Raw genomic sequence first — 21682 nt, 5'->3', positions numbered from 1 at the left:
TTGTGAGCGGAGTCGAGTAATCGTCTCCTCACCGTACGCCTCTCAGGCCGCCCGCATAAGGCAGGTCTTTGCGGCAGATCGCCGCCATGTGAAATGACTCACGCCGCTAACCTCGCTACCGGCCCACCGCCCTCAGAGGGCGTGATGCCGACGCCGCACTTTCCGCTTGGGCCGTCGGGCGTCGGCGCCACCGGTCCGGCGGTACCCAAATTCGGTCGCAAACCACTCGGCGTAGCGCTCGCGATCGACGTAGCTCGTGTTCCGCTCGTCGAGCAGGTGCCCCAGTTCGTGGATCAGGATGTTATTGAGGTAGAAGTCGCGGATCGCCGACTCGGACCAGGTGAGCGACCAGGCGCCCCCCTCCAACTCGTGCCAGCGCCCGCCGTACATCCGCGATTCGTTGTAGATGTCGGGCGTCGGCGCCCGGCCGAAGTGCTCCACCAGCGATTCGTCGATCGGGTAAAGGTACAGCGCCGGCCCCCACTGCATGCCGTAGCACGGCAGCGACTGCTTCTTGCGGGTCATCCGGCTGAATTGCACCACCTCGAGGTCTCGGAGGAAGAACTCGGGGAGATCGGCGAGCCGTTCGCGGACGTCTTTGGCCGACAGCACGTGGCGATACCCGGCGCCCGGCGACTGGACCACGACGCGATAGCCGTTGCCCGCTTCGGTGGGTTCGTGCCAGTCTTCGGGGGGAGAGAATGGCAACGACTCGTTGCGTTGCGCGACGCCACGTCGTGACTTGGGACGCGCGTCACGGGTAAGCTGCGCTGAGACCGCGCCATTGCGGCGACGTGTCAAGCGCGCGGGCAGCTTCCCTTTGAAGTCTCGGCGAGATGAACGAGCGGCCATGGCGTCATTACAGAAGGTTGGTTGGTCTTCATCGCGACGCCGAACTCGTTCTCACGGCCTCCATCCCGAGAGCGTCGTTCCCATGAACAACACGGTGCGCGGACGCTCGACAATCAATCGAGCGGGCTCAGCCTGACGCCCACGGCAGTGGTTGTTTGGGCGATCTAGCGAGCTCTATGAACATGCTACGCAGCAACGAATCGCGGGATCAAACATTGCCATAAGTCACTACTGAATAGTACCTTACGCTATTCCAATAGGCTCCAGAGCCCCTCCAAAGCGGTCCACAACACCCCCGCCTTACGAGGGGGTCCAACGACTGTCCGGCTCGCCGTCCTTACGCAACTCACGACGGCGCAGCGAGTTACTGTTGGTCGGAGATTGACCAACGGCAGAACCCACAGCGAACCCCTCCAAAGAGCCATGCGGCAAGTCGCAAATCGGTTGGGACGGATTCATGGCTGACACCCCCCCCAGGGAGCCGACGCACCCCCCCACAGAGGAGTCTACCGGGTCTGTCCGTGCGTCCCGATCGGGACACCCCGAACGGCTCGTCGTGGGGGTCTTGGCGAAGCACTGGACCCCCGGCAAGTCCAAGACGCGTCTCGCCGCAACAATCGGCGCGGCGAAGGCGGCGGAGCTCTCGCACGCCTTTCTTGAGACGACGTTACAAAGGCTCGCCACCCTGTCGGCAGGGCGGCATGACCTCGTCCTGGCCTACTCCCCGGCGACTCGACGGGAAGAATTCGAGGAGTTAGCGGCGGTACGACGCGGAGAGTGGCGATGCGTCCCGCAGAGCCAGGGGACGCTCGGCGAAAGGATGCGGGCGTTCTTCGCCAACCATCCCACGGCGATCCTGCTCGGTTCGGACAGCCCCCATCTGCCAGCCGAGTCGGTGCAATCGGCGATGGCGTGGCTTGGCGAAAGCGGCGACGCGCGGCGTTTCGTGATCGGGCCGAGCGACGACGGCGGTTACTGGCTGATCGGCGTCCGCGGCAGGACGCCGCCGATCTTCGACGCCATGCCGTGGAGCGAGGCAACCCTCTACGCGACGACCCTCAAGCGACTCGAAGCGGCCGGCTGGCGCGAGGGGCACGATTACCGGGCCGTCGACAGCTGGTACGATATCGACACGAGCGACGACTTGGCTCGTCTACGCGCCATGATTGGGGGGGGCGACGACGCCCTCCGCGAACTCGGCGCGCGGATCGACCGACTGGTCGGTCTGTCCCTCCCCTCCGATCCTCCCGTGTGATGACCCGTTCCGACCGTCACGACGACGCCGTGGTCGTAGGCGGCGGCGTCATCGGGCTCTCGATCGCCTATGAACTGGCTTGCGAGGGGCTGTCCGTCACGCTGCTCGAGCGTGGCGAGTTGGGCAAGGAGGCCTCTTGGGCCGGGGCGGGCATCTTGCCCCCCGCTTCGTGGTACACCGACCACCCGGCGATCGACGCGATGGCGCGGGTTGCGAGTCTCCAGCATGCGTCGCTATCGAAGCGGTTGTGTGATGAAACCGGGATCGACGACGAGTACGACCGCTGTGGCGCCGACTATGTCGAGACCGCGGCGAACCGTTCCTATTTGCAGGCAGCCTTCGCCCGCTGGCAATCGATGGGAATCGACGTTGATTCAGTAGCCGGCGAATCGACGACTTGGCGGGTCCCTTCCGAGGCCCAAGTGCGCAACCCCCTCCGCCTGCAGGCGCTAGAACAGGCGTGCCGGCTACGCGGCGTCCGCATCGAGACGGGGGCAGCCGTCGAGGGTTTCCAGCGGCGGCCCAACGGCCCTATCGAAGCGGTTGTCACCGCGGCCGGGCGGTACCGGGCCGGCGCGTACTGCCTTTGCGCCGGCGCCTGGACGCCCGAACTCGCTCAGTTAGCGTGGTCGCGGGCGCCGGGCCGACCGGTGCGGGGACAGATGCTGCTGCTGCGACCGACCGGGACGCCGCTGCGGCGCATCGTCCATCGGTACCCCCACTATGCCGTCCCGCGACGCGACGGCTTGGTGCTGGTCGGCGCGACTGTCGAGGAACAAGGATTCTCCAAGACCACGACGACAGCGGCGCGGGACGAGTTGCTCGAGGCGGCCCGTGCGATCCATCCGGCGCTCGGCGCGGCGATGGTCGAACGGCAATGGGCGGGGCTGCGACCCGCCTCGGCGGACGCGTTGCCACAGATCGGCCCCCTCCCCGGCGTCGCCAATGGTTGGGTCGCAAGCGGCCACCACCGGTGTGGGCTGCAGTTGTCCCCGCCGACGGCCGTGTTGATCAGCGCGATGATCCGCAGGGTCGCCTGCGATTTGCCGACGACGCCCTTCGACCCGGCGCGGCGGCAAACCGCCGCCTTGGCTTAGCCATGCGAGCTCACGAGATCTGGCGATGCTCGTATCGGATGGATCCGAGGCTTAATATGGCGGGGCCTTTTGCTTCAACTTCTCAGTACTCTTCAACTTCTCGGTCGACTTCTCGGAGCCTCGTTCGATGCGACTTCCTTTCTTGATTGGCCTGGTAGTGCTCTCGACCGTTGCCGTGGCGGCTGCGGATGTCCGGCTGCCCTATGTCTTTACGCACCACATGGTGCTGCAGCGGGACCAGCCCGCCCCGGTCTGGGGGAAAGCGGCGCCGGAGGAGAAGGTCACGGTCAGGTTCGGCGACCAAACCCACCAAGCGACTGCCGACGAGTCGGGCGCCTGGCGGGTGACGCTCGATCCGCTGTCGCTGGGGGAGCCGCGTGAGCTGGTCGTGGAGGGCTCGCAGAGCGACGCGCCGGTCGTTGTCCGCGATGTCGCCGTCGGTGACGTCTGGATCTGCTCGGGCCAGTCGAACATGCAGTGGTCGCTCGAGAACGCGAAGGACGGGAAGCTCGAACTCCTCGCCGCCAAGCGGCCCAACCTCCGACTCCTACTAGTCGAACAGATGGGCGCGCAGGAGCCGCTCGACGACATCGACGGGGCATGGCGGGTCTCGACGCCGAAGACCGCCAAGTCGTTCTCGGCAGTCGGCTACTTCTTCGGCGTGCAATTGCAACAAACGCTCGACGCACCAATTGGGCTCATCGGAAACGCCTGGGGCGGGTCTTCCTGCGAGGCCTGGGTCCCGCTGGCTGAACTGCGGGAGAAGCCGCTCTACGAGCCGCTGCTCGAGCGCTGGGCGGAGACCGAGAGCAAGATCGACGAGGCGTCGCTCCGCGCGGAGTACGCCACGAAGCTTGCCGACTTCTACGAGCGGCGCGCCGCCGCCTACGCCGCCGGCAATCCCTTACCGCAGCGGCCTAGCATGGACAACCTCTTATTCAACCAACACCGCCCGGCCAACCTCTACAACGCCCGCGTTCTGCCGTTGACGCCCTTCACGATCAAAGGCGTCATCTGGTACCAGGGCGAAACCAACGCGGGCCGCGCCTACCAGTACCGCGACCTTTTTCCGAGGATGATCACTTCGTGGCGCGCCGCCTGGGGCCAGGGGGATTTCCCGTTCTATTGGGTGCAGCTCGCCGACTTCCAGAAGGAGACCGCGGGGCCTGTCGAAGGCTCTGACTGGGCCGAGCTCCGCGAGGCGCAGACGATGGCCGCCGAGAGCCTCGCCAACGCCGGACAAGCCGTCATCATCGACATCGGCGAGGCGAACGACATCCACCCACGCAACAAGCGTGACGTTGGATTGCGGCTGGCCCGGCTGGCGTTGGGCGAGACCTATGGCCTGCCGATCAAGGCCCAGAGCCCCCGTTACGAAAGCCTCGCCGTTGAAGACGGCAAGGCGACCGTCACCATCGCCGACGTCGGCGCCGGGCTGAAGACCTTCGACGGTGTCGAGCCGCGGGGCTTCACGGTTGCCGGCGAGGACCGGGTGTTCCACGCCGCGACCGCGGAGATAAAAGAGGGGAAGCGAGTCGTTCTCACGTCGCCGAACGTCCCCCAGCCGGTCGCCGTCCGCTACGGTTGGGCGAACAACCCGGTGGTGAACGTCTTCGATTCGGCGGGGCTGCCGCTGACCCCTTTCAGGACGGACGACTGGCCAGGCGTGACCGCGAAGGCGCGTTAGTAACGCCGGTCGGGTAGGCCTGCATCGGCGGCGCCGGCTATCCGGATTAGTCGGCTTACGCTCACGCGCACCGACCACCGTGGTGAAGCCGTCCACTCCGTCGGGTGACGTACGGTTCGGCAACCGTTGTGTCCCCCTTGCGCCCTCGATCGTTGTCGATGGGGCAAGAGGGACGCGCTTTCCGCCCGCCAGTATGGTCGCGATCGAATCGCCACTCGCCGACAGCCCACTCTTCTCGCCGCTGCTTGCGGACGAGGAATTCTGCCCGCGCGAACCGCTGACCGTCGAAGAGACCGGCGTCAGCCGCGTCCTGCTCGAGGGGTTGGCGCTTAAGCTGCTTCTGCAGGTTGGTTCGGCGGCGGGGCGCGAGATCGGACGCCGTATCTGTCTGCCGTTCGGCCTGATCGAGCCGCTCCTCAGCGATCTGCGGTCGCGGCAGCTGATGTTCCACGAGCGTCAGGCGCCGCTCAACGACTACTACTACGCCCTCACCGACAGCGGCCGCGACCGGGCGTTGGCGGCGACCAAGTCGTCCGCGTATGTCGGTCCGGCGCCGGTGCCGCTCGACGACTACGTCTTGTCGGTCGAGGCCCAAACGATCCGCGCCGAGGCCGTGCAGCGCGACCAACTGGTGCGGGCCTTCGCCGACATCAGCGTGGAGCCGGCGCTGCTCGACGTGCTCGGCCCGGCGGTGAACTCGGGCGCCGGCCTGTTCCTGTACGGGGCGCCGGGCAACGGCAAGACGACGCTCGCCAAACGCATCACGGGCTGCTTCGGCCGCAACGTGTGGATCCCGCACGCGCTGATCGAGGACGGCCAGATCATCAAGCTGTACGACACCGCGATCCATACGCCCGCCGCGAAAGCCGACGACTTCGATGGCGGCGCGCGGCTGACCGAGGAGGGAGTCGATCCCCGCTGGATCAAGATCCGCCGCCCGACGGCGATCGTCGGCGGCGAGTTGACGATGGACAACCTCGAGATCCGCCACGATCCCGTGACGAACGTCAGCGAGGCGTCGCTGCAGCTCAAGAGCAATTGCGGTTGCCTGCTGATCGACGACTTCGGGCGCCAGCGTGTCGAACCGACCGAGCTCTTGAACCGCTGGATCATCCCGCTCGAGAACCGCTGCGACTACTTGACGCTGGCAAGCGGCAAGAAGATCCAGGCGCCGTTCGACCAGCTGATCATCTTCTCGACCAACCTCGAGCCGCACGAACTGGCGGACGAGGCGTTCTTGCGGCGCATCCCCTACAAGGTGGAAGTGACCGACCCGTCGGTCGACGAGTTCCGCACGCTGTTTCGCAGCGGCTGCGAGGCGATCGGCTGTGCGTACCGACCCGAGGCGGTCGACTACCTGCTGCAGAAGCACTACCACCCGCGGAAGATGCCGCTCCGCCGGTGCCACGCCCGCGACCTGCTGATGCAGGTGCGGAACTTCTGCGCGTACCAAGGGTTGCCGGTCGAGTTGCGGCCGGACTACCTCGACCGCGCCGTCGGGGCGTACTTCACCGCCCTCTGCGGCGGCGGCTGATTCAACGAACGAACTCTTTAGGACGAAGCGCCGTGAGCGACCTTCCTCAACAACCCGAAGTCAAACTCCCCGGGTACGACCTCGTCGAAAAGATCGGCGCTGGCGGCTACGGCGAGGTCTGGAGCGCTACGGCTCCCGGCGGGATCCGTAAGGCGGTCAAGTTCGTCTTCGGCAACGAGTACGACAAACGCGCCACCAGCGAAATGCACGCGCTGGAGAAGATCAAAGCGGTCCGCCACCCCTTCTTGTTGTCGCTCGACCGTATCGAGGTCGTCGACGGCAGGCTGATTGTCGTCTCGGAGCTGGCGGATGGCAGCCTCCGCGACCGATTCAGCGAATGCCTAACGCTGGGCATGCCGGGCATTCCCCGCGCCGAGCTGCTGGGATACTTGTCTGACGCGGCGGACGCGTTGGACTTCATCTCCGAGCGGAACGACCTGGCGCATCTCGACATCAAGCCCGAGAACCTGCTGCTGGTGGCGGGTCACGTCAAGGTCGCCGACTTCGGCCTCGTGAAGAGCCTCAGCAATCAGGCGCAGGCGTCGCTGGTTGGCGGCATGACGCCGACTTACGCCGCGCCCGAGGTGTTCCGTGGAACGCCAACACGGCAGAGCGACCAGTACAGCCTGGCGATCCTCTACCAAGAGATGCTCACCGGCGCGCTGCCGTTCTCGGGGGTGAACGCCGCCGAGTTGACGCTGCAGCACATGAAGGACGACCCGGAGCTGGGGTACCTGGAGGATGGCGACCGCTTCGCGGTTTCACGCGCCCTAGCGAAGGACCCGCTGCACCGGTACGAGTCCGCCAAAGCGTTTGTCGAAGCGCTCCGATCCGCCTCCGACACGGCGCCATCGTTCGGCGCCGAGACGAGCACGACGGCCGCGTGCCGAGCGAGCGCCCGGCCGCCCGCGTCGAAGCCGAGCCGCCACTCCGTCACCGAGGTGTTTGAAGCGGACGCCGGCGAAGCTTTCGGCAACGCGTCCGAAATGACAACGATGCGCCCGCCGGCGTTGGCCAACGCCACCCCGCAAGAAGTCGCGGCGCCGGTGATCGACGCCGGCCCGTTCGCCGCGGCGCCGGCGGTGTTTATCGGTATCGGCGGTTCGGGGGCGCGCGTCCTCCGGGCGTTGCGTTCCCAGATGCACGAGCACCTGGGGGCGACGGCGCCCCTCGCCTCGGCCCCGATGCTGCTGTTCGACACCGACGCCCAGAGCCTCGCCTCGGCGTCACGAGGCGGCGAACGAGGCCTGGGTCTCGACGCCACCGAAACGGTCACCCTCCCGCTCCGCCGCCCGCAGGCCTACCGCGAAAAGGCGGACCTGCTCCTCCGCTGGCTGGGCCGCCGGTGGCTGTACAATATCCCTCGCTCGCTGCAGACCGAAGGCATCCGCCCGCTCGGCCGGCTGGCGTTGATCGACCATGCCCGGCAGGCATTTCAACGGCTCCGCGCGGTCCTCACGAGCGCCATCGACGAAAACAGCCGCCAAGCCTCGACCGAGGCGGTCGGCCTGCCGTTCGACCAGCCCGGCCTGCGGGTGTACGTTGTCGCCTCGACGGCCGGCGGCTCCGGCTCGGGGATGTCGATCGACGTCGCTTACGCCGTCCGGTCGATCGTCAGCCGCTTAGGCGTCGACGACGCCAAGATCATCGGCGTGATGACCCACTCAACGTTCCGCGAAACCAAGCGGTGCGAACTGGCGCGGGTCAACTCCTACGCGTGGCTCAGCGAGTTCGAGGGGCTGCGGCGCGGCGAGGAAGGCTACCCCGGCGACTCGGGAGTCGGCCTCCCGGCGCACGAACCGGGCGTCGCCGCCTTCGACCATACCTACTTCGTCCCGTTGGGCGACCAGATCGATACGCCCGCCTTCGAGTCGGCCGCCGACGAGATCGCCGAGTACCTGTTCGCAGACGCCTTCACGCCAGGCCAGCGGCTGCTCGACGCGTGCCGCGAATCGAGCGACGGCGGCGAAACCGGATCGACACTCCGCTCGTTCGCTATCCGCAGCCGTGATAGCCAGTCGGAAGCCGAGCCGACGGCGCTAGAACGGGCGGCGCTGGCCCGCGTGCTCCGGCGTTGGGCGGGCGGCGAGTCGACAGCGTTGACGCCAAATAAGGTCCAAACGACCGATCAAATGGTCCACGGCGCCGTTGCGTTCTTGGGCAAGACTCAACTCGACTCCTCGACGCTCGCGTCGAACTGCCGGTCGCTGATTGAGGCCTCGCTCGGGGGCGACGCCTCGGCGTACTTCGACGCGAAGCTGCATTCTGATGACTCGTCGACTCTCGATGAGTTCGCGACGAAGATGGACCGCTCGTTCGGGATCGTCAACAGCGACAGCCCGCCACGGCAGGTCCGTGGCAAATCAATCGAGTCGATCGTCGAACCGATCACCACGCGACTCGCGGACGAGGCCGTTTGCTGGACCCTCAATCGGGTGAACGACACGCAAGAGCGGCTCGAAGGGGCGTCGCGGGCCATCCTCTGGCTCGACGATTACCTCGTGGCTGTCGATGGCGACCTTGCTAAAGTGGCGACCAATATCGAAACCGAGCGGGTCCGGTTGACGACCGGCAACGCGAACGACACGCGGTTCAAGCTCTTCCGGCTGCGCCTGGATGCGGCCGCTCTGGTCGCCGCCCGCACTATCGCGATGCGGTTGCGGTCACGGCTGCAGAGCCTGCGATCCGAGCTCGACACGCTCCGCAGCGTCGTGGTTCAGCTCGATTCGATGTTCACCGACGAGTCCGAGGCCCCCTCAGTCAGCGGCGAAGTGGAGCGCTTCTCAATCGCGGTTGAGCAACGTCTGCAGGCGGATTACCTCGCCGCGCACGGGGGTTTGCTCGCCGTCCTCTCGGGAGAAACGCCGACGGAGGTCTTGGAGGCGATGCTCGCACACGCGGCCCAAAAGGTCTCGCGAGAAGAGGCCTCGACGGTCCGCGCGGCCGCCGACGCGGCCTTGGCGGCCGGTTTCGCCGCGCCGCCGCTCGCCGACTGCGGCGGCGTGTTCCGGCGTCTCACCTTGGAACAGCCCTCCCGCCGCGAGGGACTCGACGGCAATCAGAACGAATTGCTGCTCGTCACGGAGATGTCGGGGGTGTCGCTCCCCCATGTAGCCGCGTCGCTGATCGGCGGGCGGCGTGACTACGCGGCCTTCGCCGAAAGAATTCGAAGTCGGCGAGACATCGCCTGGAACGACCCGGTAATCAGCTCTTTCGAGGAGCCCGCCAAACCGCTCTTCGAGACCGCGGGTTCACAACCCCAAGCGACCGTCCTAATCGGCTGATCGTGAACTCGACCCTGACAATCCAACCCTGCTTCAGCTGACTCCGACTCGCTCCTATGAACACTCCCGACACGCTCGCACCAGCAAACAATTGGATGCTGTGCGGCCAAGTCAGCGACGACGAACCGATGCGGCAGTACGCGCTGGACGTGTCCCCGTTCACCGTTGGACGCCGCCCCGACCAGAAACTCTCGCTCGCCTCGCCGACGGTCTCGGGCGCGCATGCGCAGATTCTCATTGTTGGGAACGGCTTGGTTGTCCGCGACCTTGGCAGCACGAACGGCACGTTCGTCAACGGCGAGCGGGTCCACGGCGACTGCCCCTTGGGGCACGGCGACCTCGTGCAGTTCGCTCAGGTGGTGTTCCGCGCTGGGCGCAACGTCCCATCGACCCACCACCAGACCGTCCGGGATGACTCGGCGGACCGCGCGTTGTCGTTGATCCAGTTCGACAAACTGATGACCGAACGGGCGGTGGTGCCGCACTTCCAGCCGATCGTGTCGATGAAGACCCAGCAGACACTTGGGTACGAGATTCTCGGCCGCAGCCGGCTGTTCGGCCTGACGCACCCGCACGCGATGTTCAGCGCCGCCGCCGTGCTCAATCTCGAGTCGGAGCTGAGCCGCATCTTCCGCGATGAAGGGCTCAACGCCGGCGCCGCACTCCCGGCGAACCACTTGCTCTTCGCCAATACGCACCCGAACGAGATCGACGAGCCAGAGCTGCTCGAGTTCTCGCTCCGCGAGCTGCGCGAGACCTCGCCGATGCGGCCGATGGTGCTCGAAATCCACGAGGCGACCGCCACGCAGGCCCAACCGATGCGGGAGCTCCGCGCCAAGCTGAACGATCTCAACATCGGGCTCGCGTACGACGACTTCGGCGCCGGTCAGGCGCGGCTTATAGAGTTGGTCGAGGTGCCGCCCGACTACCTGAAGTTCGACATGAAGCTCGTGCAGAACATCCACGCCGCGTCGCTCGAACGGCAAAAGATGGTCGAGCGGCTCGTCCAAATGACGGCCGAACTGGGGATCATCCCCTTAGCCGAGGGGATCGAGACTCGCGAGGACCACGAGGTCTGTACCCAGATGGGCTTCCTCTGCGGGCAAGGCTTTTACTACGGCCGGCCCGCCGTCGTCCAATCGCTGATTGGATAAACTGGATGACCTCCGCGACGCCGACGCCAACGAGGGAGCTCTTGCAGCGGTTACGGGGAGGTCTCCACTGCGCGCCCCACGAGAAGGCGTCCGCGATCCCGGTTAGCCGAAGAACCCCTTCTTCAAGAACGCCTTCCGCGCCGATTCGACGTCGGGCTCGATGCTGAAGAGCTTGTCGAGCCGCGTGATCTTGAAGACCTCTTGGATGTCGGGCGAGACGTTGGCGAGCTTCATCTTGGCTTTGTAGCCGGTGACCTTTTTCTGGGTCTTGACCAGCTTGCCGAGCATCGACGACGACATGAACTGGACTTTGCTGAAGTCCAGGATGACACGTGGCTCGGTCGAGGCGTCGATCGCGGCGTCGAGCTCTTGCTCGAGCTTCTGGATCTTGGCCTCGTCGAGCAGACGCGAGTCTTCGATCTGAACAAAAAGAATGCCGTCGCGGATTGCGCTGGTGATCGCCATGGGAAATCCCGGGGGTGCGGTGTGGCGTGCAGTTTACACAACCGGCTGTTCATTGCACGTTGCCGGCTGGCCGGCCTGGGCGCCTTTGAGGAAAGAAACCTGTGGGAGGCGACTCCGACGCCGACAACGCGCCCCATGCCGTTTCGGAAGGGACACCGTAATCGGCGTGCCAGACGCCTCCCACAAGCACCGCCTTGAAGCGTGCCTAACGCGAGCAGGCCGACGCCACCGCGCACGTCGCACAGCCACCCGCCGTGCCACAGCCGTTCTCGGCTTCCGCGGTGCCGCAGCCCGGCCCACAGCCCTGCTCAAGGGCGTCGGCGAATTGGCCGAAGCGGGCCTCGGCGTTGTAGGCGTCGGCCAGTTCGGCGGAGATCGCCTCGGTCGTGGAGTCGACGTCACCAAGAAAGTAGAAATAGAGCCCCCGGCCATCGAACAGGTGCTCGACGTCCAGCAACACGGCGTTCGAGCCCCTTTCGGCGAGGAGCCGCACGCACGCCTCGGAGGCGGCGTCGCGGTTCCGCCGGAGCCGCTCGGCGAGCATCTCGTCGGCGTCGGTCATCCGTCGCAGCAAGGGCCCGTCCGACTCGGCCTGCGAACCGGGGTCGTCCGAAAGGACCTCGCCGCACTCCAGGCCGCGGGCGGTCCGCACGATGACCCGCTGGCCCCGGCGGTAGCCGAGCCCGTCGGCCGAGCGGAATCGCCCGACATGGCCCATGGCGCCGACTCGCACGAGGTGGTTCACGCGGGGGGTTCTCTGGAGAGGAGAGCGGTGTTGGACTTGCTCCGGCATGCGGCTGGCGCACACCGGCCGATCTAAGTATCATGGCATCCGACTGCCCCCGAGCGAACCCCGCGTTTCTGCTTCCCGAGATTATCCGATGCCCGCCGAAGCCCCCCCCTGCCCCGCCGCCGCCACCCGGACCGATTGGTCCGCCCTCGCCGATCGCGTGCTGGCCGGCGAACGCCCGACCGACGAAGAAGCCCGCTCGGTGCTCGACTGCCCCGACGACGAGCTGCTTTCCCTTATCGACGCGGCCTACCGCGTCCGCAGGGAGCACTTCGGCAAGCGGGTGCAGCTCTACTTCCTGATGAACGCCAAGAGCGGCCTTTGCCCCGAGGACTGCTCCTACTGCTCGCAGTCGAAGGTCTCCGACGCCGAGATCCCCAAATACAACCTGCTGAGCCGCGACAAGTTGTTGTCGGGCGCCAAGATGGCGGTCGAGCGGGGCGCCAGCACCTACTGCATCGTGATCTCCGCACGCGGCCCGAACGAGCGCGAGATCCGTGCGGTCGAGGAGATCGTTCCGCAGATCAAGGCGGAGCACAACCTGAAGGTCTGCGCGTGCCTCGGCCTGTTGACCGATGAGCAGGCCCAACGCCTCGCCGCCGCCGGCGTCGACCGCGTCAACCACAACCTGAACACCAGCGCCGAGCACTACGCCGAGGTCTGCACGACACACACCCACGCCGACCGGGTCCGGACCCTCGAGTCGGTCCGCGACGCCGGCATGGAGATGTGCTCCGGCGGGATCGTCGGCATGGGTGAGAAACCAACCGACGTGGTGGCGATGGCGCAGCAGCTGCGCGACCTCGGGGTGCATTCGATCCCGGTCAACTTCTTGATCCCGATCGAAGGCGCCGTGATCGGCAAGCCGGTCGACCTCGACCCGCGCTACTGCCTCAAGGTGCTAGCAATGTTCCGACTGGTGAATCCCGATCGGGAGTTGCGGATCGCCGGCGGCCGCGAACTGCACCTGCGGAGCCTGCAGGCCCTCGGCCTTTACCTGGCCAACTCGATCTTCGTGGGTGACTACCTGACAACCGCGGGGCAGGCCCCGCAGTCGGACTACGACATGATCGAAGACCTCGGCTTCGAGCCGGTGCTCCGCGAAGAGGTCGGCGTCTGCTAGCGGCAAGGTCGACTCAGTTTGCCCCGCTTCGCTAACCGGAAGATTCTCAACTTTCGGCTCAACCCGCGCCGATCGGTCGGCCGATGACGCCAGAGAGTGGAGTATCGATCCGTGCGCGGACGCTATCAGCGACGCGCTGCACCATGCAGGGATGCATTGGTATGAAGCGGCTGCCAGAGTGCCTGTTGATTGTTCTGTTCGTCGCCTGCGGAGCCGACGCGTTGGCCCAAGGGTCGGCTGCGTCCGCTGCGGGGGGCGATCTCTACCCGGCAATGGCGACCGACCAACGGTCCTCGCTGCCGCGGATCAACCCGCGTGAGCTGCTGCCACGGAACTGGTTTGGGTCGGCCGGTTCTGAGCCGGCAATCCCGAAGCCGGCGCCGGCGAACTCTCAGGCGCCAAAGGTCGCCGCGTCGGGGTCGGCCCAGTCGCGGTTGCTCCGTGATATCCAACGCACCGAAGGGTTGCCGGTCGCCAGCGACTACGAAGGTCGTCGACCGCCGGCCCGCGCCGGCAGCGCCCTCTCGACCGACGCCCCGGCGAGCGGCGCCGAGGCGGCTACCGCGGCCTCCACCAACGCCCGGCTCGCCCGGTCGATCGCCGCCGAGGCGGCTAGCGCCCTCGCCGCGACGCCGGCGCCGCGCCGAGCGCCGCTCGCCGACGACGACATCGCGCCGCTCGTGGCCGGAACCAACCTGCTGCCCTACGGCGACGCCGCCGAACCGGCGCCCCTTCTGAACGAGGCGTCGGCGCCCGCCGCTGACGGGGTGACGCCGATCGAGGCCGAGTCGCCGGCGTCCGACGCCGTCGAAGCCCCAACCGTCGAAGCCCCCGTCGCTAGCAATGCTCCGCGCGTCGTGGAGTCACCGTTCGCCGAATCCGATTCGGGCCGCGTCAGCGTCGCCTCGAAACCGTCCAATCCCACCAAACTGCCGCTCTTCATTGGCAATCGGTACAGCACCACCACGTCAACGGTGGGCGCCAAGGAACCGAAGTCCGACGCCAACCTCGCGGCCGGCCCGCTGTCGGCTGGCGCCGCGCCCACGCCGTCGGCGGCCGCTGCGAAGCCCGAGCCGGTCGAGGACGACCTGCTCCTCACCCAACGGATGCCGGTGCTCGTGTCGAAAGTCGCCGGTCCGCGGACGATCACCGTCGGTCGCGAGGCGACCTACCGCGTGCTGCTCGCCAACCGTGGCGACATCGCCGCCGACCAAGTGGTGACTCAGATCAGCGTTCCCGATGGCGCCGAAGTGGTTGGCGCCCAATCGGCCGATGGCGTCGTCGACCTCACCGGGTCGGCCGAGCCGGGCGTCTTCACTTGGCGCGCTAATCGGCTTGCCGCTGGCGCCGTCATCAAGCTCGACCTCCAGTTGATCGCCCGCACAGGCGAGCCGATCGAACTCGGCGTGAATCACTCGCATCAACCGCTCAACGGCCACACGATGGTCGAGGTTCAAGAGCCGAAGCTCGCCCTGGCGATTGTCGGCCCCGATGAAGTGCTCTACGGCAAGCCTCAGCTGTTCCGACTGACGATTTCGAACCCCGGCACAGGCTCGGCCGAAAACGTCACGCTGCACCTGACGCCCCCCGGGGGCGACACCACCCGCCAGACGAGCCACGAGTTTGGCTTGATCGGCGCCGGCGATGACCGGACCGTCGAGATCGAGCTGACCGCCCGTGAGGCGGGCCAGTTGGCGGTCAATGCGACGGCCGACGCCGATGGCGATGTCTCCGCCCAGCTGACCAAGGAAGTCTTCTGCCGCAAGCCCGAGCTGGCCATCGACTGGCGAGGCCCAGCCGACCGGTACGCCGGCGCGCCGTCGGTCTACTACTTCCGCGTCCGCAACCCGGGCACGGCCCCGGCGCCCGATGTCGTCCTCGACGTCGAACTGCCGGCCGGCTTTGAGGTGCTCGCCGACGAGGCGACCCCCGGCGTTAAGAACGGCCGGCTTGCTTACCGCCTCGGCGCCCTGCCGGCGGGCGAAGAGCGCGTCTTCGAGCTCCACGGCGTGATGCGGCAAGCGGGCGAAAACACCTTCGTGCTGAGCGCCGCGGGGGCCGACGAGACCCGTTCGGAGCCGGTCACCGCTCTGACTGAAGTGATCGCTTTGGCGGACCTGAAGCTCGACGTGCTCGATCCGAAGGGACCGATCGCCACCGACCAGGAAGTCACCTACGAGGTCCGGATCACCAACCGTGGCTCGTGCGACGCCCACGACGTGCGAGTCGTCGGGCTCTTCTCCGAAGGGATCGAGCCGCACCACGTCGATGGCTCGGTCAGCGACATCAAGGACGGACGGGTCGATTTCGCGACGATCGATCGCCTCTCTGCCGGCGAGCAACTTGTCTTCAAGATCCACGCCCGCGCCTACGAGGAAGGGACGCACCTGTTCCGCGCCGAGGTGCTGTGCCGTGACCTCGACATCAAGCTCGCCGCCGAAGAGACGACCCGGTTCTTCCTCGACGAGGCGATCAACGTCGCCCGCGACGGTTACTCGAACGGGCCCGCAAGCCCGCTGTTCCCTCGCTAAGAAGCGGTAGCCGGCTCGAAGGAGGCCCCGACGACTTGCCCGGTCGCCGAGGCAACCTCCGAGAGCTCGCCCCGCAAGGCGTTCTCCATCTGCAGCAAGCCGCTGAGCTTCTCGCCGGTCGAGTCGAGGAGCTCGAGGATATCGTCGCAGTCTCGGCGGGCGTCCGCCACGATCACGGCGACGTCTTCGAAGATCGCCTCGAAGCCCTGTGTGTTGCGGCGCGACGCGATATCGATTTTGCCATTCAGTTGGGCGGTCTTCATCTGCCCCACTTGGCCGACGAGGTCGTGGGCGGCGGTCGCCAGGACGCGGATGTCCTCGCGCAGCGCGTGGAGCGCCGCCAGCACCTTGCCACAGCGGCTGCCGAGCTCGGCGATCAAGGACGCCAGACTCTCGGCCACGAGGTCTTGGTTCGCGCCGTCCTCGCTGACGAGCAACTCTTGAACGAACGACTCGCAGACCTCGGCCTCGAGCTGCGCGATCGCGACATCGAACGCGATCGCTCGGGCGGAGTCACACGCCGGCGCCATCCGCTCCATCAGCGTGGCGATGAGGCGGTCGGCGTCTTTGGACCGCTCCCCCAGGTTGCGTGAAATCACCGACAGCACAGCGCCGTCGATACCCAGCCGCGCGGCGCTGATGTGCGTGTTGAGGGACAGAAACGTGAGCGACGGGCCGAGTTCCGCTATCGCCTCGTGCTTCTCGACCAGCCTGGCGCTGAGCGAGTCGAACACGTCGAGCGAGCTAAACACCTCGTTCAATTGCTCTCGGACCAATCCCAACGATCCGTGCAACGACAGCAGAAGGTGGTGGGCGGGCGTGTCAACCCGCCCGAGCAGTGGGGGCGTCCGGCCGGAGACCTGTTTGGCTCTTTCGGTTAGTTCGAGCCGCACCGCCGCCCGCATGAACTCGTCGTAACTCTTGAACCCTCGGTCAGCGAGAATCTCGTTGAGTCGTTCGAGAGAATGCTTGATCGCATACGCCTTGTCGTGTTCGGCCTCTAGCGGCGCCTCGTACTGGAGCGTTTCGGCGTAGGCCTGCTTCGCCGCTTCGAAAAGCCCGCTCGAGGGATTCAGCTGCACCGACAGATAGCCGTCGCGGCAAGGCGTCACCGCCGCCAGGACCCAGTAGTAGCTCCCGTCGGCCGCGAGATTCTTCACGTACGCCGCGATCGTTTTCCCGGCTTCTAGGTAATCCCAGAGCAAGCGAAAAACGCTCCGCGGCATGTCGGGGTGCCGGATCAAGTTGTGCGGCTTGCCGAGCAATTCGTCTTCGGCATAGCCCGACACGCGGGTGAAGACTTGGTTGCCGTAGCGGATCCTGCCTTTCTCGTCCGTCAGCGAGAAGAACAACTCGTGCGGCTCAAACCACGCCGGTTGGTCAATCGGTTTAACACGCGATGTAATCATCCCAGTGACTTCGCCCGAGTTACGTCTTCGCCACGGCCGCGGCGCTTCCGCCAAAGGCTACGTCGCCGGGGCCGCGCGGCATGCGTTCTGGAGCATCGGCGGCTTTTCACAACCCACCTCGCGCGACCTCGCAAGCGGTAGGACCGGACCGGGCGGCGGGCGGGCCCCCAGGACAAAATCGCCCCGCTACGAGGCCGCGGCGTCGGCGCTCGTCCCCAGCGATCGGACCGCTCGGTTGTAGAAGTCTTCGATGTCCTTCAAGTCCTGTTTCGGATGGCCGGCCGTGCGGGCCGCGGCGAGGATCATCCCGGCCTGCCGATCGAGCGCCTCGACCGACTCGGCGTCGCGAGCGGCCGGAGCGATCGCCTCGATCGCCTGCAAGAGGCGGACCGTGACCGAGACGTCGGTGCGGCTGTGTTGGCGGATCTGGTTGAACGCGGCGTCGACAACGTCGGCGAAAGCGCGTGGTTTGACAATCAAACGGGCCTCGTCGCCGTCATCCCGCCACAGTCCTTGCGCGGGCTTCCGGCCGGCAAGCCGACGCAGCGACCCGCTCAGTCGGTCGACGCAGGTGACGGCTGTGAACGGATCGTTGATGCCGGGCGACAACGCCCGCACCGAGATTTCCACCAACTCGAGCACCGCGCACTCGACGTCTTGCTGCGGCGTGCGGAGCTTACCGAACATGAAGGCGACGCCGGCCTGTTTCGCATCGTCGTCATCGAAGCCGTCCTCGGGAGTCACCGAGAGCAGGCAGTCCCCCTCCCGCACGTAGTCTCCCGGCCGCGCCTCGACTCTCAGCAAGACGTCGCGGCTCTTGGCCATCCGAACCAGACCGTCAATGTCGATCGCCTGGACGTACCCATCGCCGGGGGCGGACACCGCGCGGGACGCCTCGTCGTCAAAGCCTTCCCAACACTTGCGCCAAGCGGGCGAGTCGTCGCTCTCTTCGGCGTCGGGGTCCATGGCGTCGGGATAGAGCCGCCTGATGGCGCTGTCGAGATCGTCGGCGACGTCCGATGCGACATTCTGGGTCTGCATCAGTCCTGCGACTTGATGCGTAAAGACAAGGATCGCCAACAACGCGCCCAACACGAAGAGATAGGCCGCGAGCACCGACACTTGAGGGATAAAAAACTCCCCCTCCCGTTCGTCGATGGTCCGCAGGAGCAAGAGGCAATAGACGCTCACCGCGAGGCAGACGCCCAGCGTCGTTTGGGTCACCGCCTTAGCGAAGAAATTCCGCAACAAGCGGGGGCCTTGCTGGGCGGCGGTGATCGAGATCGCGACCGTCGTCGTCGAGAATACGATACCGGTGACCGTCACCATCGCGCCGGCGAGCGTGCTGATGGTCGTCCGCGCCGTGTCGCCGGTGACGCGCAGAAACGTCGGGAGGACGCCGGCGATCTGGCGATCGACTTCGGGGAGCAGAATCGCCAGCCCAATGCCGGCGACCATCAGCACGCCCGGCACGAACCAGAAGCTCGACGAGAACGAGAGCCAGAGATTGACAAGACGCGTACGCAATCCAGGCTCCGGCGCAGTAGTGGGACAGGGATTGCTAGCTTCCGAAAGCGGTCGACTAAAAGATGCCGAGTTGGTCGCGGGCGTCCTCGGTCATCCGGTCGGGAGTCCACGGGGGGACCATGACGACCTTGACCTCGACCTCGCCGACGCCGTCGATCTTCTTGATCGCGTCGTGCGAGTTCGAGATGAGCTGCGGCCCAGCGGGGCACGCGGGGCTCGTCATCGTCATGTCGATCGAAACGTCCTCGGCGCCCGACTCGTCGTTGGGCGTGACCGTGACCTCGTAGATCAGCCCCAGGTCAACGATGTTGACGAACAGCTCGGGGTCGATGACCTCTTTGAGCGCTTCGCGGACGGTGTCTTCGGCGATTGGCATTCGGTGGCACTCCCGGCACAAATTTTGTTAGGATCTGATTCTATCGTAGTGCCGGCTCGTTAACCACGGCTTCCAAACGCGAGGAATCCATGGACGACAATCCCTACGCTGCCTTCCCCGCTTCTCGCGCGATGCCGGCTGGCCCCATCGACCGTGAAGCGCGTGATCGCCTCGCCGCAGACCTACGCGACTACCTCAACGACCAGATCACGGCATTCCAACTCGACGAACGGATCTTTGACGCTCCGCTATCGGAGGACCCTGTCGTGAGATTTGTGTCGAACGAGGCATGGCTATTCTACGACGACTGCAAAGACCACCAAGTGGTGATCGACCGCCGGGGATGGAAGTATCTACAGCGGTTGCTCCTGCTGCTTGAATCGGACTGTAGCGTCGCGTTGGAACGCCGCCGCCTATGGTCACTAACCCAGCTGGTCGCCGTGGTCGCTCTCGCCTGTTTTGCCGGCGCGGTCTGGCAGATCGGCTGGAACCACCTTCTCTGGCTGGTAACGATATCGCTCGGTTTGATCTCGATGCTGATCGGGTGGCTGAGAACTCGTGGGCGGCAGCGTCTGATGGCGGCAGTGGGGCCCTATCAAGAGGCCTTAGCGCCGTTCGGCTCGTTTGCCGAGCTGCGGACTATTTGCGACGCCACCCCTCACTTCTCGCGAGCGTCGTTCAGCCCTGAGCTCGCCCAGCGCAGGATCCGACCGGACTCCTCGAATACCATCATGCGTCTACAGAGGGCGCTCAGCCAATTGCTCTACTCCCCGGCCTACCTGCTAGCGCAGTGTTTTCCGATGGACGACACAACTCCACGGGTAATTGTGCCGCGCCGCTCTGTTCACTAGTCACACAGCCGCACCAGGACCTGGCCGTCTTCGACCTTCACCTCATGCGCCCGGGTGGGCTTGGTGGCGGGCATTGTCAGGGCGGCGCCATCGGCCAGCGCGAACTCGGCGCCGTGCCGCGGGCACTCGATCGACGGCGGATCATCGCCCGCGTTGAGCGGGCCATCGCTGAGCGGGCCGCCGTCGTGTGTGCAGACATCGTCGAGGGCGTAGAACCGGCCCGAGGCGTGGATCAGCACAATCGATTCGTCATCGACATCGACGAGCGTGGACGACGGGTCGGCGAAGTCACCGGCGGGGCCGACGGGAAAGAACTGGCTCATTGATTGGGGAGGTCCTGGACGCGTTGCCCGATCGCTTCGCCGAGCGCTTCGCGGACACTGTCGATGGTGATGCGGTCGAAGACCTGTTGGAAGAAGCCGGCGACGATCATCCGCACCGCTTCTTGGCGGGTGTAGCCGCGGCTCATGGCGTAGAAGATCATCGTGTCGTCGACGCGGCCGCTGGTGCTGCCGTGCGTGCAGCGGACGTCGTCCGCCTCGATCTCGAGGCCGGGGATCGAGTCGGCCCGCGCCGTGGCGGCGAGCATCAGGTTGTCGTTCCGCTGGTAGGCGTCGGTCCGCTGGCCCGCCTCGTCGACCTGGATCATGCCGCGCCAGACCGTCCGTGAATGGTCCTGCAGGGCGTTCTTGTAGAGCAGGTCACTGCGGCAGTAGGGCGCCTCGTGGTGCTGGTGGGTGTTGTAGCAGAGGTGCTGCTTGCCCTGCGTGAACATGGCGCCGTTCACCTGCGCCTCGGCGTCGGCACCGGTCAGCGCGACGCGCTGGTTCACCTTCGCGAGCCGGGCGCCCAGCGCGCCGATGGTCCACTGCAACTGCCCTTCCCTGCCGACGACCGCTTTCTGGTGCGCGAAGTGCCAGGTCCTGTTGTTCCAGTTCTGGAGATTCACGTAGCGGAGCTTGGCGTTGCGGCCGACGACGATCTCGATCGTGCCGTTGTGCAGGCCGGCCGACTCGGCGTCGGTCGAGGCGGTCTCCATCAGCAGTGTCGCTTCGGCGCCCTCTTCGAGCACGATAATCGTCTTCCCAAAGTCGCTGGCGCCGGCGCCGGCCATCCGGGCGATGGCGTGCAGCGGCTTTTCGATCCGCACCCCCTTGGGGACGTGCAGCACGACGCCGCCGGTCCAGCAAGCGTCGTTGAGCATCGCGAAGCGGTCGTACGTCGGGCTCACCACCTCACGGGCAAACGCCTTTTCAAGCTTCTCGCTGTGACAAGTCACGGCTTCGCCGAGCCCGCCGAAGACGACCCCTTGGGCCGCTAGGTCCTCGTCGAGCTCCGAGAGGGTCGCCACGCCGTTGAGCGCCTCGACGCGGCCGCCGAGTTCGACGCCGTTCGACAGCAAAGGCTGCTCACCGACGATCGACTCCGCGGCGCCGAGGCTCGGGCCAAACTTGTCGAGCTTGAAGAGGCGGATGTCGGTCCGCATCCACTCCTCGTCTTTGTTCGACGGCCACGGGGCGGCCTCGAAGGCCTCCCACGAACGGCGGCGGCGCTCGGTGAGCCAAGCCGGCTCGCCGGGGCGGGCGGCGAGGAGGGCCTCGAAGCCGGCCGCGTCGAAACGGGTCGCCTGCATATCGGCGGGAAGGGTCGCGGTCATAGTCGCTGTACTCGTGGCTGCGTCGCTAGGGACGTGGCTGCGGTTGTTTTGAGGGTCGGCCAGCCGGCGACGTGAGTCGTCGGTGGGTGG

General features: G+C 66.3%; 17 protein-coding genes. 9 read left to right on the top strand and 8 right to left on the bottom strand.

The window, feature by feature from the left end; translation table 11 throughout:
* Positions 1 to 132 precede the first annotated feature (132 nt).
* The gene (locus tag Pla108_RS03290; RefSeq protein ID WP_146442953.1) at positions 133 to 708 is read right to left on the bottom strand and encodes a hypothetical protein; all 576 of its coding nucleotides are present in this window, start codon (positions 706 to 708) and stop codon (positions 133 to 135) included.
* 709 nt (positions 709 to 1417) lie between these two features.
* Here Pla108_RS03290 and Pla108_RS03285 point away from each other — a divergent pair.
* From Pla108_RS03285 to Pla108_RS03260, 6 genes are all read left to right on the top strand, one after another.
* Positions 1418 to 2107 carry a TIGR04282 family arsenosugar biosynthesis glycosyltransferase gene (locus Pla108_RS03285; protein WP_197526205.1) on the top strand — a complete coding sequence of 230 codons (690 nt, stop codon included), beginning with the start codon at positions 1418 to 1420 and terminating at the stop codon, positions 2105 to 2107.
* Positions 2107 to 3204: an NAD(P)/FAD-dependent oxidoreductase gene (locus tag Pla108_RS03280; RefSeq protein WP_146442947.1), complete on the top strand. Its 1098-nt coding sequence runs from the start codon at positions 2107 to 2109 to the stop codon at positions 3202 to 3204. The genes Pla108_RS03285 and Pla108_RS03280 overlap by 1 nt, the downstream gene beginning before the upstream one ends.
* A gap of 127 nt (positions 3205 to 3331) precedes the next feature.
* Entirely contained in the window at positions 3332 to 4891 is a 1560-nt protein-coding gene (locus Pla108_RS03275; RefSeq protein ID WP_146442945.1) for a sialate O-acetylesterase, read from the top strand.
* A gap of 193 nt (positions 4892 to 5084) precedes the next feature.
* Positions 5085 to 6425, top strand: a complete 1341-nt coding sequence (locus tag Pla108_RS03270; RefSeq protein WP_146442940.1) for an AAA family ATPase — start codon at positions 5085 to 5087, stop codon at positions 6423 to 6425.
* A gap of 32 nt (positions 6426 to 6457) precedes the next feature.
* Positions 6458 to 9709, top strand: a complete 3252-nt coding sequence (locus Pla108_RS03265; protein ID WP_197526204.1) for a serine/threonine protein kinase — start codon at positions 6458 to 6460, stop codon at positions 9707 to 9709.
* Positions 9710 to 9765: 56 nt separating this feature from the next.
* Entirely contained in the window at positions 9766 to 10863 is a 1098-nt protein-coding gene (locus Pla108_RS03260; RefSeq protein WP_146442935.1) for an EAL domain-containing protein, read from the top strand.
* A 102-nt stretch (positions 10864 to 10965) separates the two neighbouring features.
* On the opposite strand, the gene Pla108_RS03255 is transcribed toward Pla108_RS03260, so the two are convergent.
* Complete coding sequence (locus tag Pla108_RS03255; RefSeq protein ID WP_146442932.1) at positions 10966 to 11328, bottom strand: STAS domain-containing protein; 363 nt, start codon at positions 11326 to 11328, stop codon at positions 10966 to 10968.
* Positions 11329 to 11533: 205 nt separating this feature from the next.
* Complete coding sequence (locus tag Pla108_RS03250; RefSeq protein WP_197526203.1) at positions 11534 to 12073, bottom strand: PSP1 C-terminal domain-containing protein; 540 nt, start codon at positions 12071 to 12073, stop codon at positions 11534 to 11536.
* 136 nt (positions 12074 to 12209) lie between these two features.
* On the opposite strand from Pla108_RS03250, the gene bioB reads away from it, so the two are divergent.
* Together bioB and Pla108_RS03240 are read left to right on the top strand one after the other, a co-directional pair.
* Complete coding sequence (bioB, locus tag Pla108_RS03245; RefSeq protein WP_146442924.1) at positions 12210 to 13241, top strand: biotin synthase BioB; 1032 nt, start codon at positions 12210 to 12212, stop codon at positions 13239 to 13241.
* Positions 13242 to 13402: 161 nt separating this feature from the next.
* Positions 13403 to 15772 (top strand): CARDB domain-containing protein, encoded by a 2370-nt coding sequence (locus Pla108_RS03240; protein ID WP_146442921.1) that lies wholly within the window; start codon positions 13403 to 13405, stop codon positions 15770 to 15772.
* Here Pla108_RS03240 and Pla108_RS03235 read toward each other — a convergent pair.
* The 3 genes from Pla108_RS03235 to Pla108_RS03225 all read right to left on the bottom strand — a co-directional run bounded on the left by Pla108_RS03235 (position 15769) and on the right by Pla108_RS03225 (position 19084).
* A complete protein-coding gene (locus Pla108_RS03235; RefSeq protein ID WP_146442918.1) occupies positions 15769 to 17181 on the bottom strand; it encodes a PAS domain-containing protein in 1413 nt (470 codons plus the stop codon). The genes Pla108_RS03240 and Pla108_RS03235 overlap by 4 nt on opposite strands.
* A 186-nt stretch (positions 17182 to 17367) precedes the next feature.
* Entirely contained in the window at positions 17368 to 18708 is a 1341-nt protein-coding gene (locus Pla108_RS03230) for a DUF2254 domain-containing protein (protein ID WP_146442916.1), read from the bottom strand.
* A 55-nt stretch (positions 18709 to 18763) separates the two neighbouring features.
* Positions 18764 to 19084, bottom strand: a complete 321-nt coding sequence (locus Pla108_RS03225; protein ID WP_146442913.1) for a metal-sulfur cluster assembly factor — start codon at positions 19082 to 19084, stop codon at positions 18764 to 18766.
* Between the two features lie 89 nt (positions 19085 to 19173).
* On the opposite strand from Pla108_RS03225, the gene Pla108_RS03220 reads away from it, so the two are divergent.
* Entirely contained in the window at positions 19174 to 19935 is a 762-nt protein-coding gene (locus Pla108_RS03220) for a hypothetical protein (protein WP_146442910.1), read from the top strand.
* Here the strand turns inward: Pla108_RS03220 and Pla108_RS03215 are convergent.
* Both Pla108_RS03215 and sufD read right to left on the bottom strand, forming a co-directional pair.
* Entirely contained in the window at positions 19932 to 20258 is a 327-nt protein-coding gene (locus tag Pla108_RS03215; protein WP_146442907.1) for a Rieske (2Fe-2S) protein, read from the bottom strand. The two genes, Pla108_RS03220 and Pla108_RS03215, sit on opposite strands and share 4 nt — an antisense overlap.
* A complete protein-coding gene (gene sufD / locus Pla108_RS03210) occupies positions 20255 to 21592 on the bottom strand; it encodes a Fe-S cluster assembly protein SufD (protein ID WP_146442905.1) in 1338 nt (445 codons plus the stop codon). Before sufD ends, Pla108_RS03215 begins: the two co-directional genes overlap by 4 nt.
* Positions 21593 to 21682: the final 90 nt, after the last annotated feature.

It is taken from the genome of Botrimarina colliarenosi (genome assembly GCF_007859955.1).
Classification (GTDB): domain Bacteria; phylum Planctomycetota; class Planctomycetia; order Pirellulales; family Lacipirellulaceae; genus Botrimarina; species Botrimarina colliarenosi.
The sequence above is the reverse complement of the archived record's forward strand: the minus strand, read 5'-3'. Positions and strand labels throughout refer to the sequence as shown.

Bases quoted from the DNA above. Each gene is read 5' to 3' on its own strand.
- Pla108_RS03280 (WP_146442947.1), top strand. From the start codon at position 2,107: ATGACCCGTTCCGACCGTCACGACGACGCCGTGGTCGTAGGCGGCGGC.
- Pla108_RS03275 (WP_146442945.1), top strand. From the start codon at position 3,332: ATGCGACTTCCTTTCTTGATTGGCCTGGTAGTGCTCTCGACCGTTGCC.
- Pla108_RS03270 (WP_146442940.1), top strand. From the start codon at position 5,085: ATGGTCGCGATCGAATCGCCACTCGCCGACAGCCCACTCTTCTCGCCG.
- Pla108_RS03260 (WP_146442935.1), top strand. From the start codon at position 9,766: ATGAACACTCCCGACACGCTCGCACCAGCAAACAATTGGATGCTGTGC.
- Pla108_RS03255 (WP_146442932.1), bottom strand. From the start codon at position 11,328: ATGGCGATCACCAGCGCAATCCGCGACGGCATTCTTTTTGTTCAGATC.
- bioB (WP_146442924.1), top strand. From the start codon at position 12,210: ATGCCCGCCGAAGCCCCCCCCTGCCCCGCCGCCGCCACCCGGACCGAT.
- Pla108_RS03240 (WP_146442921.1), top strand. From the start codon at position 13,403: ATGAAGCGGCTGCCAGAGTGCCTGTTGATTGTTCTGTTCGTCGCCTGC.
- Pla108_RS03235 (WP_146442918.1), bottom strand. From the start codon at position 17,181: ATGATTACATCGCGTGTTAAACCGATTGACCAACCGGCGTGGTTTGAG.
- Pla108_RS03225 (WP_146442913.1), bottom strand. From the start codon at position 19,084: ATGCCAATCGCCGAAGACACCGTCCGCGAAGCGCTCAAAGAGGTCATC.
- Pla108_RS03220 (WP_146442910.1), top strand. From the start codon at position 19,174: ATGGACGACAATCCCTACGCTGCCTTCCCCGCTTCTCGCGCGATGCCG.
- Pla108_RS03215 (WP_146442907.1), bottom strand. From the start codon at position 20,258: ATGAGCCAGTTCTTTCCCGTCGGCCCCGCCGGTGACTTCGCCGACCCG.
- sufD (WP_146442905.1), bottom strand. From the start codon at position 21,592: ATGACCGCGACCCTTCCCGCCGATATGCAGGCGACCCGTTTCGACGCG.